Annotated in this window: 9 protein-coding genes; 2 read left to right on the top strand and 7 right to left on the bottom strand. The window is 43.3% G+C overall.

Features of this window, described 5'->3' with window-relative positions; all coding sequences use genetic code 11:
• Positions 1-55: 55 nt before the first annotated feature.
• The 4 genes from D6D85_RS08355 to D6D85_RS08370 form a co-directional block, all read right to left on the bottom strand.
• The gene (locus D6D85_RS08355; RefSeq protein ID WP_125671603.1) at positions 56-1972 is read right to left on the bottom strand and encodes a magnesium chelatase subunit D family protein; all 1917 of its coding nucleotides are present in this window, start codon (positions 1970-1972) and stop codon (positions 56-58) included.
• 5 nt (positions 1973-1977) lie between these two features.
• Complete coding sequence (gene bchH, locus D6D85_RS08360; protein WP_125671604.1) at positions 1978-5727, bottom strand: magnesium chelatase subunit H; 3750 nt, start codon at positions 5725-5727, stop codon at positions 1978-1980.
• Between the two features lie 103 nt (positions 5728-5830).
• A complete protein-coding gene (locus tag D6D85_RS08365; RefSeq protein WP_125671605.1) occupies positions 5831-6280 on the bottom strand; it encodes a hydrogenase 3 maturation endopeptidase HyCI in 450 nt (149 codons plus the stop codon).
• Complete coding sequence (locus D6D85_RS08370; protein ID WP_125671606.1) at positions 6281-6637, bottom strand: DNA polymerase ligase N-terminal domain-containing protein; 357 nt, start codon at positions 6635-6637, stop codon at positions 6281-6283.
• Positions 6638-6719: 82 nt separating this feature from the next.
• On the opposite strand from D6D85_RS08370, the gene D6D85_RS08375 reads away from it, so the two are divergent.
• On the top strand, positions 6720-7715 hold the full coding sequence (locus D6D85_RS08375) for an NAD(P)/FAD-dependent oxidoreductase (protein WP_125671607.1): 996 nt from the start codon (positions 6720-6722) through the stop codon (positions 7713-7715).
• Between the two features lie 222 nt (positions 7716-7937).
• Here D6D85_RS08375 and D6D85_RS08380 read toward each other — a convergent pair whose 3' ends face one another.
• On the bottom strand, positions 7938-8234 hold the full coding sequence (locus tag D6D85_RS08380) for an MTH1187 family thiamine-binding protein (protein ID WP_125671608.1): 297 nt from the start codon (positions 8232-8234) through the stop codon (positions 7938-7940).
• A gap of 52 nt (positions 8235-8286) precedes the next feature.
• Between D6D85_RS08380 and D6D85_RS08385 the strand changes: the two genes are divergently transcribed.
• Positions 8287-9477: an MFS transporter gene (locus D6D85_RS08385; protein WP_125671609.1), complete on the top strand. Its 1191-nt coding sequence runs from the start codon at positions 8287-8289 to the stop codon at positions 9475-9477.
• 120 nt (positions 9478-9597) lie between these two features.
• On the opposite strand, the gene D6D85_RS08390 is transcribed toward D6D85_RS08385, so the two are convergent.
• Both D6D85_RS08390 and D6D85_RS08395 read right to left on the bottom strand, forming a co-directional pair.
• On the bottom strand, positions 9598-10668 hold the full coding sequence (locus D6D85_RS08390; protein ID WP_125671610.1) for a TIGR04053 family radical SAM/SPASM domain-containing protein: 1071 nt from the start codon (positions 10666-10668) through the stop codon (positions 9598-9600).
• A complete protein-coding gene (locus D6D85_RS08395; protein WP_125671611.1) occupies positions 10643-11293 on the bottom strand; it encodes a precorrin-2 dehydrogenase/sirohydrochlorin ferrochelatase family protein in 651 nt (216 codons plus the stop codon). Before D6D85_RS08395 ends, D6D85_RS08390 begins: the two co-directional genes overlap by 26 nt.
• Positions 11294-11384: the final 91 nt, after the last annotated feature.

Raw genomic sequence — 11384 nt, forward strand, 5'->3', positions numbered from 1 at the left:
TTTACTTCCCCGCAGGAGCATACTAATCGAATTTTTAAGAATTTGAGCTCAGAATTTAAAGTAATTCTGTTATTGCTCTTTGGAGTTCGATACCTGTTAAATTTTCTATTTTTATGTGTCTAGCATTTGCAGCCTCAACAATATCTTTTATGTAGTTTGGAGTGAATAGACTTTCAGAAACATCTACAACTGCTAATTGAATGTTGCTTTTCCTTATTTTGTTGCTTATATCTGCTATTTCCTCTCGGATTTTCCCACTTAGGGAGACATTTGCTTTGCCATCTGTAATCAGAACTATAATCGGTTTGATTGTATTGGAATGTTTCCTCTTCTCTGTTCCGATCAGGTTTAGGGCTGTAAGCAAGGCATGAGATAGAGGTGTTTTTCCTCCTGTTGGAAGCTCTGCTAAGGCTTTTTCTGCAAGATCTATGCTATTTGTAGGTGGAAGCAATACCTCAGAGGATTTTCCTCGAAATGCTATGAAGGCAATTTTGTCTCTTCGCCTGTAAGCATCAAGAAGCAGGCCTAGAACAGCTCCTTTTGCGGCTTCCATCCTTTTTCGGGCTGCCATTGAACCACTTGCATCAACAACAAAAGTTATGAGTGATGAGGTCTTAGCTCTTCTGACCTTTTCTCGAATATCTTCATCCATAATTTTTAAGGGTATCTCGTGCGAGCCTGCTAGACGTGAGGCTGCAGCTCTTATTGTCGCATCAATAGCTATATCGCATGGTTTGCCTTTCGGTATTGTGCTGTAAATATAGGATCCTCTGCCAATTCCAGTTGATTTAATCGTTCTCCCACTTTTTCCTGCACAAGCTTTTTGATCTACCTTTGTCTCTAGGTTTACCGAAAATGGAGGACCAATGTTGAAAACTCTTTCTTTAAACTGTAAGTTTATAGTTTTCCCCTCTCCCTGCTGTCCATTTTTTATATCATAACTGTCCTTTGAAATGATCTCTTCAAGTTTTTCACGTGAGATATAAGGTTGTTCGAATGGTTTTTTCCTCATACGGTGCGGCAATGCAAGTTCCATTGCTTCTAAAACGTCATCTTTGTTTACATTAGTCCGTTCCGAAAGTGCAGCAATGGTTTTAGCAGTCCTAGTTATTACTATCGGGGCTCTATTGCTCACCGAGAGTTTTGAGCATACGCTAGCTATTTCATAAAGCAGTTCATTGGATATTTGAACCTTGGGGAGAAGTTCGCATGCCTTTTCAATTTTAAGCCTCAATTCTCTCTGTTTTTCCTCATATTTTGCTATAAAGCCCAGTGGGTCTGCTTCAAATTCTTCAGCTCTTTTTACAATCTCGATTTGCATTGCCGGATCCGTTATGGGCTCGACTTCCACCTGAAGCCCAAATCTGTCCAGTAGTTGTGGTCTAAGTTCGCCTTCCTCCGGATTCATGGTACCTATAAGGATAAAACGGCTTGGATGCATGACTGAGATGTTCTCCCTTTCAACTATGTTTACACCGCTTGCTGCTACATCAAGTAACACATCTGCAACATAATCATCAAGTAAGTTGACCTCATCTACATAAAGTATGCCGCGGTTCGCTTCAGCGAGCAATCCCGGGTCAAGGGCTTTTAAACCCTCTTTTAATGCCCTCTCAATATTGAGAGTACCCACAACCCTATCGACTGTAGCATTTAGCGGAAGGTTTACTATCCTAACTTTCCGTTTTACCCATGGGAGCTGTTCTCCCCTAGTGTACTTATTATAGCATGAATCACACATTTCCCTCGGGTTATCAGGGTTACAGTTGAATGGACAATCTTTTACAACCTTTATCTCAGGGAGGAGTTCTGCAAGTGCCCTAACCGCTGTTGATTTTCCTGTGCCCTTCTGTCCCCTTATCAAAACTCCACCTATACGAGGGTTCACAGCATTCAAAAGGAGAGCTTTCTTCATTTTTTCTTGACCAACTATGGCGGTGAACGGAAACACAAATCTTATGTGATGCGGCATTGACATCACTCGACTGTTTCTTCTTCAAGTATTTCCTCGGTCTTTAAGTATTCATCTTCAAGCTTTTTAATAGTTTCCTCATTTGCTTTCCAATATCCCCTCTTTGAAGCCTCGAGAAGCCTTTTAATTATCTTGCGGAATGCCCATATGTTAATGTCTTTCATTTTTTCTGCTCTTTCAGCGTTAAACACAATGTTTTCGGCAACACTTTCCCACATCCAGTCCTCAATCCCTCCAAGAGTTGCTGATAGTCCGATCATATATTCAACTCTGTCGGCAATTTTCGTCACACCATTATAGCCATGATCAATCATGGAGTCCAGCCATTTCGGATTAACTGTTCTCGTTACAATGCCCCTCTTCACAGCTTCTCTTGCATCTTCAACTTTAACGATCTCTTTTGTCGTGTCTGCCACCAAAACCATCGGATGTTGTCCGCTTCTGCTCTCAACAGTCTTTGTAAGCCCCCCAAGAAATTCATAGTAGTGATCTAAATCTGTAATTTCATAATCCACGGTGTCCCTTATCTGGGTAACAAGCTCAACATTGGAAATTAGAGAGCTCATAAGCTCTCTAGATTCCACACATCTAGCTCTTTCTCCATATGCAAACTTCATACTTTCCAAGTATGCGTTCACAAGTTCTGCTTCGCTTCTCCACTGAGAAGACTCTATAAGCGCCGTTAAGCTTGTGGCATACTGGCCCTCTGGCGGCCCAAAAATCCTAAACTTTGCACTTTCTCCGTATTTGCTGGACATTTTCTTAATGTTAGCTCTCACAAAGTTCATGTCATCAGGCTCATCGAGCTCAGCAACTACTCTAAAAGCCTTGTCCAAGAGCTCCACAATGTTGTAGAAAGTGTCGCGGAAAATCCCACAGATCGTGACGACCACATCTATTCTTGGTCTTTTTAGCTCTGAAAGCGGGATAACTTCGATCTCCCTTACATAGATGCTTTTCCAAACGGGTTTTACGCCTAAAAGGTGGAAGATTACAGCTAGGGTTTCTCCTCCAGTCTTCATGGTCTCAAATGCCCACAGGACTACGCTAACTGTTTTAGGATATCTTCCATGTTTCCTGTAGAAACTTGTTAGATACTCATCTGCTATTCTTTTACCCCGTTCCATCGCTATTTCAGTCGGTAAGTTTGTAGGATCAAGCTGATATGTATTTCTTCCAGTTGGATAGACTTCTGGCGTCCTTATAAAATCTCCGCCCGGGCCTGGCTCAATGAATTTTCCGTCAAGCGCCCTAAGAATTGCCCCAATCTCATCAGATTGCATTATGTTTCCATAAATATTCTTGAGAAACTCAAGAGACTTTCGAACTTCGTTTTCTGGAGCCCTGAGTTTCGGCACAGAGCCCTTAACAATATACTCCCTTATAATGTCTTTTACAGTTTCCTCAGTCCTGCTCAATATTTCAGCATATGTCCTTCCGCTGGAGTCCCTTATGTGAGGCCTTTCCAAGACCTCATTGTAGTTCAAGCCCTCGGACTCAAGAATGAGACGGTGAAGGCTTGGTATCTCACCCCTATCATATCGGGCCAAAAAAGCCAAATATTGAACGGTATCCTCCAGCGATAGCTTGTCTCCGAGAACATGTAATCCCTTGGGTATCAGTGAGCGTTTATACTCCTGTATTCTATCGTAAATCTCCTCCACACTAGATCCTAGTCCATATTTACTGGCTTTATTGAGTATTTTTTCAGCAATTTTGCTGGCCTCTTCCTGACCATATTGCTGCGCATCGAAGTATTCAGTGACCAGTCTTTCAATCTCTTGGAGATCACCATGCAAATCGCTGATCATTACCGGCGGACTTGCATGGTTTATTATAACCGCATAACTTCGCCTCTTCGCTATCGAGGACTCGGAGGAGTTGACGGCATGATACACATATATGTTTGGGATGTTAGCTATCAGTATGTCTGGAAAGCACTCGGATGATAAACCGGCTTCCTTTCCAGGCAGAAACTCCAATGTTCCATGCGTTCCAAGGTGTATAATGGCATCTGCACCAAACTCCTTCAAGATCCACTTGTAGAAGGCTACATACTGATGATGAGGTGGCAAATCCTTATCGTGATAAATTTTTGATGGATCCTCATGCATGCCACGGGGTGGCTGAAGTCCAACAAAAATGTTCCCGAAAATTAAACCTGGAATTAATAATGAATTATCATAAACATTTATTTCACCTGGCGGAGGTCCCCATTCCTCCAGAATTCGCCTCAATGGCCTCTCTGGCAGCTCCTTGAGCCATTCGGTATATCTTTCAACAGGAACCCTGATCATTTCTTCTAATCTTGAACTTGTTTGAATCCACTCCCCAGAGTTCACAATACCCTTTGAGATGAAAAGGTCTCTTAGCTCCTTGCCTGATGGAGTATCTGTAACAACATACCCCTCATCCTTTAAAGCTTTAAGCAGTCTTGATAGACTTTCAAAAACGTTTAAGTAGGCAGCTTTTCCAATATTTTCCTCTCCAGGCGGATAATCGTAGAGAATTATTGCAACCTTTTTCTGATAGTTGCCTTTCTTTCTCAGGTTAACCCATTTGACAGCTCTTTGAGCCATTTTATCTACACGATCTTCTATGGCAACATATTCCTCAAGAGAGGCCCCATTTACAGTCTTTTTCTTAACTGCGTGGGTGACTATTGGCTCATTTCTTCCATCAAGCTCAGGTAATATGACTGTTGTGACCATTTCCACAGGAGGTATACCATGCCTCGAGTCAAGCCACTCCTCGGCAGTTTTTGATGATAAGTGAACTCCGTGTAGAATTGGCACATTGAGTTTTGAGAGAACACTTTTTGTAATACTATGATCTCCACCAAGAGGTCCTCCTGCTAGCCTGAACCAGAGAAGATCGATTAATGCCTCGATGATTGGTTTTCCATCGATAAAGAAACATTTCTCAATCGCTAGATAGTACCTCAAATCAGAGCAGAAAACAGGTATTACCCCGAATCCACAGCTTTCAATTTTTTCAGTTAGAAGCCTAGCTGCAGGGTAGGATTGATCGTAATGATAACCTCCATAAAATAATATACCTATTTTAGGGCGGTCTTTAAAAATGTAATTTTGGAGATATTGTTCAACATCAGTGAAGTTTTCGTCTGTTTTGAAGTCCTTAATTCCTATATTCGGCAGAACAACAGGCTCTGGTATATCAACACTTATTTTAACTTTGCAATATTCCTTTAGCAAAAGAAGGAGCATGGCGTAATAGTTCTCCATACTTGGTGTATCATAATATTTAAGTAATAAAGAATAATTTCTAGCATGCCTAAGCAATCCGATGGGCACTCTGCTACCAAGCTTTTCAAATGACTCACGCATCCTTAAAATAGCCCCATAATCCATTCTGCTCTTCTTAAAGATCCTCCTAAGCAATGGTTTTTCCCTTAAGCTTGTAAAGCTCTTAAAAGAGAAACTTCCAAGCCTTGTAAGATTGATTATCTCCGGAGAGCCTCCGACAAAAACGACAACCGTGTTTTTTAAAGCACTAAGCTCATCACAAATTATCTTGCTTACTCTATCGCCACCTCTAACGTCAAGCAAAACTACTTGGGAATTCTTCAAATCCTCCGCAAGCTTCTTTGTATCAGCAAGTCCTTCGTCAATATCATAAGTATTGTAAAATTTGAAATCAAGAGCTCCTCCTACAACTTCATTAACCTTTTTAACAGCATCTAATAGGCAGGGCCTAAACTGATAACCAACCATAGTAATTTTGTGTATAGCCATATGCGGCCCCTCTTTCACAATCGCACGCAATGCCTATATTTAACACTTATGGTGAAAACGTATTAAGCATGATACCGCTTAGGGTTGGAAGAGCAGCGAGTGTTTAGATTATATGTCTTAAAATCGATATCAGCATTTCAGCCGATCTTCTCACCTCCGGACTCAGATTTTCACCTAGCTCAATATTTTTCGGCTGAACTCCCAAGATATATGCCCTTGTTTTAATTCCCTCCTCCTCAAGGATTTTTATCAGTAGGGAGAGAGGAAGCTTATGTGTGCTAATTGCAGATGGAATTTCCTTGAGCTCTGAGAATATAATGGATCCTGGTTCTCCTCCGAAGTCGACAGCATCGATAAAGAGTATTGACTCGGGCCTCTCATCCCTTATCCTGTGGATATAGCTCTCAGGAAACTCCGTCACCAATGCATTTTTGATCCTCCTTCCTATGTATATTCCAACCCCATCATCCCCTCTCAGCTCATTTCCAATGCATATGACCATGAATTTCCCCTTAAGAGCTTCTTTTATCCTTATTTTCAGGTCCTCTGACATCTAGCTCACCTTCATCAGGATCCATCCTGTTTTTGATCTCACCAGCACATACTTTCCCCTCATCCTACTGCCATTGGCGATGAATGATATGATATTTTCATCCCTCCTAAGGAGCTCATAATCTCCAGAATCCCATATCTTCACCTCTCCAGCCCCATACATTCCCTCCGGTATTGTGCCCTCGAAGTCTATGTATGATATATCGTGATCCTCTGTCTGTATTGCCAGCCTCTTCTCCCCCTTTCTCTCCGGTATTCCCTTTGGAACTGCCCATGACTTCAGAACTCCGTCCATCTCCAGCCTGAGATCCCAGTGAAGCCTTCTAGCATGGTGTTCCTGGACAACAAACCTGGGCATCTTCAACTGCCTCTTTTGACAATAAATACTTATGATAAAAAATTGAAAAATAGGTTAAAAGCAGTGCTCTTTGCTATTGATTATGTTCTCCCCGTTAAGAAGAGAGGAACTTCCAAGCAGCTGGGATGTAGTTGTGGTAGGAGGAGGACCTGCTGGGATAACAGCATCCATATACCTAGCTAGATATGGTCTAAAAGTCCTGATAGTGGAGAAGAGCTCTGTAGGAGGAAAGGTATCGGTAAATCCAATCATAGAGAATTTTCCCGGCTTCCCCTCGATAACCGGTGAGGAACTTTCTAGGATATTCCATGAACATGCCAGAAAATCCGGAGTGAAAATTCTCTTCCCAGAGGAAGTTATCGGGATGGATCTCGATGGAGAGGAGAAGAAGGTAATCACAAAGAGCGGAAGGGAGCTGTCAGCTAAGGCTGTATTGATAGCGACAGGAGCTGAGGACAAGAAGTTAAATGTCCCCGGAGAGGCAGAACTTTACGGCAAGGGGGTGAGCTACTGTGCTGTTTGCGATGGCCCCCTTTTCAGGGATAAAAGGGTTGTTGTTGTCGGAGGGGGAAACACAGCTGCAGTCTCAGCCTTATATCTGGCAAAAATTGCAAAAGAAGTGATAGTTGTCCACAGAAGGGAGAAGATGAGAGCTGAACAAGCACTGACAGAGAGGCTTTCATCCCTTGCAAATGTGAGCTTCAGGTGGAACAGCTATGTAACTGAGATAATGGGAAGGGAAAAAGTGGAGGGAGTTAAAATAAGGGGAAAGGAAGGCGAGGAGATAATTCAAGCAGATGGCATTTTTATATTCATTGGAGTTGAGCCCAACAGCCATATCGCCAGAAAAGCCGGCATTAACACGGATGAAAATGGATTTATACTTGTGGATTACTGGCAGAGGACGAATAAGTATGCAGTATATGCTGCTGGCGATGTCACAGGAGAGCCAATGCAGATAGCAAAAGCCGTTGGGGAGGGCGTGAGAGCAGCTGTCGATATATACAACAGGGTGTTTGGTGGGGCTTATGGAAGCCCAAAACAGTCATGGAACCCAGTCCCATGCAGACCGTACTGAGTATTAAATGAAAGCTCACAGTTTTAACCATGGGATAAATCCGGTAAGTTTGATAGCCTATGATAGCGCTATATTGAGCGAGTCGCTCAAGCAGGCTATAGGCATGTAGCCCATAGCAGAAGCTGTAGGCGTCATGTCCCAGTCTTGACACGGCCTGAGCTCGGTAGGATTAAGTTCTAGGCTGAAAAGCCGAGAATCTCCAAGCTTTAGCCGTGGAAAATGTTAAAAGCTCACCCTTCTAACCTTGTACTCCATGTCTATCTCCTTGTCTCTTCTGTCATCCACTCTGACTGCTGTCACGATTCTCATCACTCCGAGCTTGTTAAGCTCGTCATGTATATCCTGAAGGAGATCTCCAAGTTCTTTCAAGTTTGGTAACTCCACAGAAGTTCCCATAGGGCCAATCCAATGCTTCAGTCCTCTTTTCTTCAGCACCTCCACGACCTTCCTTATGTAATCCCCAACGCTCGGAGAGCTGGTGCCTATTGGATCCACTGCTATCTCAACTATCACAGGCATATGAGATCAGAATTTCTCTAAATAAAAAGATTTCAGCAAAAAGGTTATTATTATGAATCTCTACCTCATAAAGAAGTGCATGAGCAACGGAATACGCGAAATTTTTAATAGAGAGATGGAGATGCTCACCCTGTTTTATTCACTCTATACCTTCTCAGTTTCATTGTGGTATAACTTTCTCTCACTTTATCTGGGCTTATTCCTTAAAACAGAGGAGGTAGGCCTGTTGTTCTCCCTTCTCTCGATTGGAGGAATGTTTTCCTTTGTTTTAGGGGTTTTTGCTGATAGTTTTGGCAGAAAGCCTGCAATAATTGTTTCAACATTGGGAACTGCGGGAATAGCTGTTGTTCTCGGCTTCTTCAAGGACATTTACATGCTAATAATAGCCTTTCTGATTCTCGGCTTGTGCTCTCAAAGCTTGAGGTCAGTTTTGAGGGTTTTCATCGCGGAGAAACTTCCGGAGAGGTTGAAAGGAAGGGGAATAGGGGTAATCTTCACCATAATTGCTTTAACAGCAGCAATTGCTCCCGGGGTAGGAGGGATTTTAATTGGAGCTCATGGCTTCCCAAATGTCCTCCTTTTCTCATTCTTTCTCATGATAATCTCTCTCATTTCCCTAACATCGGTGAGGGAAACAATTTCCATGATGAAAAGGCCTCACAATGCTGTCAAGCCATTGAAAGCCCTAGCCCTTGTCCCAAAGCTGAGAAGATCCCTCGTTTTCTACTATGTTGCTTGGTGTATTTACTGCTTCGGAACTGAGATGGTAATCCCCTATGTTTCCCTCTTTGCTGATAAAGTTCTGGAGCTCAAAGTGGATGAGATAGGCCTCATGTTCACTCTTTCCTCCCTCTTGGCCCTGCCCTCATACTATGTTGGCGGAGCTTTAGCGGATAAACTCGGCTACAGGCTGACATTGGCCATGAGCTTGGGCACAAACTCCCTTCTCCTCACTTTAATGGCTTTCTCCCCTCACAAGGGCATGGCAATAGCCTGCTGGGCTCTCAGCAGCTTTGTTTTCATGGCACACGAGTCCCCAGAGATCTCTCTTTTAATTGAACTAGCTCCTCCTGAGGCCAGATCTACTGCTATGAGCCTGTTGGGCACGTTAATCTCGCTTGCTGTAATTCCAAGTCCTCTTATTGGCGGTTTCCTGTGGTCCTTGATAGGTCCTCGCAGTGTTTACCTAGTGATGTGCTTGTTCTCATTTTTCTCACTTGTCTTTCTAGCTTTAACTAAGTGATTTTATTTATCGCTCTTGGCAGCTCTCCCATTCTCGAATAGCTCTGAATTATATTGGATGTATTCATAGGATTCAAATAGTTAATTTTATGTAAAAGTTTTCAGAGAGAGAGTCTGACGTTCAATGCAAAGGAGAATAGAGGCAAGCTGGATCGCTTGAGAGGGGATCTCCATTATATGCATATGCCCTAGATCTGGATCCGCCACATAAGTCTCTGAACTCGCATATTCCACACTTTCCAGAGAAATCAGCTCTTCTTATCCTCTTCAAAAGAGAGTTCTCCCTGTATATCCTGAGAAGACCCTCTTTTCTCACATTCCCGAGAGGTACTGGAAGAAACCCGCTTGGGAAGACATATCCATTATGAGAGACAAATATTATGCCCTTCCCATCTCTTGTGTCCGTTATTTTAAATCTGGGCTCTCCTCTTGGCATATGAACGGATATAAGCTCTCTGTATAGATCTCCTCTTGTCAGAGCACCCTGCAATGCTATCCTCCTTATGAAAGGAGCCTCCACAGTCCTTACATTTATCTCCGATGAGATCTCGTATAGAAACAGCAGGATGTCCTCGCACTCCCAAGGGCTTAGATCGTTCATCTCAACCCCTCTCCCCGTCTTTATCAGGAAGAAGAGCTCCCAGTTCCTAACTCCTATGTTGAGCAGAAGATCTAGGACATAGGGGATCTCATGGACATTCTCCCTAGCAATTAGGGTGTTCACCTGAAGTCCCTTGTTCACCACTAACTTCCTCAGAATCCTCAATGTCAGCTCAAAATTCCCCTTTCCTCTTATTTTGTCGTGCATTGATATGCCATCCAAGCTTATCGAAATTGATTTCACTTTCGACAGCTCCTCTGCTCTCTCAAGAACCTTTTCTGTGCCAGCAGGGGCTATTCCAATCGGAATTCCCATCTCAGTCCCTCTGTCGATCAGCTCGAATAAATCCTCCCTCATCATCGGATCCCCTCCTGAGAGTATCAGGGCTGGAGGTGGATTTAGTGAAGAGAGCTCCTCCATCAACTTTATGCTCTCAAACGTGCTCAGCTCATCAGGTGCTGGTTTCAGGTCAGCCTCAGCTCTGCAGTGCTTGCATGAGAGAGGGCATGCCTTCGTTGTCTCCCAAAGCACTAATATGGGCCTTTCATCATACAGCTGTTGCCCCTCAACAGTGTGCAAGGCTTTCTGCATATTTTATCGCCCTATTGATGTCTGTTAATGCTAGTTCCCTCAGCTTTTCATCCCTGAATGCACTCCTGTATACCTCCATTCTCTTATCAAATGGAATTTTCCTCTCCTTCATGTACTTCTTCAGATGACCCATCACCTCGAGCATGGCCATTATGTCCCTCTGTTCCCTCAGGAAGTTAGCTACTCTCTCCGCTGCTTCCTTCACAACAAGCGTGCTTTTTCCCTCTGATGTCACAGCTATTCTAATGTCCCCCGCTCTCTCCTCTATCGGCATAACAACTTGAGTTCTATCAGCATCTGTTGCCAAGTTGAGGAGCTTCCTCTTTCTTTTTGCAATTTCCTCGACCGCTCTTTCAATATCAGGCCTATCCCCTATTGTGTACACCACTAAATCGCTCTCCTCTATGAGCTTCTCCAACAGATTCCTGTCGCAGGCATTTCCCCTTATGAGCTTAACTCTTCCGCTTCTTTCCATCTCAAGGAGTTGATCCGTGAAATCCATGCTCATTACCCTTACTTCTGCACCATGCTCTGAGAACCTCCTCGCTTTTTTAGTTCCCTCCTCCCCTCCTCCAACAACCAATACTCTGAACCCGTTCATCTCGATGAACATTGGTATTCTCATTCCTCACACCTCACTTTTCTCACTCATCCAGTCTACGAAAAATTTGCTGCAGCATAGTCCAACCCTCATGTGATCACCTCAGTCAGGGATT

The organism is Candidatus Methanodesulfokora washburnensis, from assembly GCF_003947435.1.
Classification (GTDB): domain Archaea; phylum Korarchaeota; class Korarchaeia; order Korarchaeales; family Korarchaeaceae; genus Methanodesulfokora; species Methanodesulfokora washburnensis.

Bases quoted from the DNA above. Each gene is read 5' to 3' on its own strand.
- D6D85_RS08380 (WP_125671608.1), bottom strand. From the start codon at position 8,234: ATGCCTGTGATAGTTGAGATAGCAGTGGATCCAATAGGCACCAGCTCT.
- D6D85_RS08370 (WP_125671606.1), bottom strand. From the start codon at position 6,637: ATGCCCAGGTTTGTTGTCCAGGAACACCATGCTAGAAGGCTTCACTGG.
- D6D85_RS08375 (WP_125671607.1), top strand. From the start codon at position 6,720: ATGTTCTCCCCGTTAAGAAGAGAGGAACTTCCAAGCAGCTGGGATGTA.
- D6D85_RS08390 (WP_125671610.1), bottom strand. From the start codon at position 10,668: ATGCAGAAAGCCTTGCACACTGTTGAGGGGCAACAGCTGTATGATGAA.
- D6D85_RS08385 (WP_125671609.1), top strand. From the start codon at position 8,287: ATGAATCTCTACCTCATAAAGAAGTGCATGAGCAACGGAATACGCGAA.
- D6D85_RS08365 (WP_125671605.1), bottom strand. From the start codon at position 6,280: ATGTCAGAGGACCTGAAAATAAGGATAAAAGAAGCTCTTAAGGGGAAA.
- D6D85_RS08355 (WP_125671603.1), bottom strand. From the start codon at position 1,972: ATGCCGCATCACATAAGATTTGTGTTTCCGTTCACCGCCATAGTTGGT.
- D6D85_RS08395 (WP_125671611.1), bottom strand. From the start codon at position 11,293: ATGAGAATACCAATGTTCATCGAGATGAACGGGTTCAGAGTATTGGTT.
- bchH (WP_125671604.1), bottom strand. From the start codon at position 5,727: ATGGCTATACACAAAATTACTATGGTTGGTTATCAGTTTAGGCCCTGC.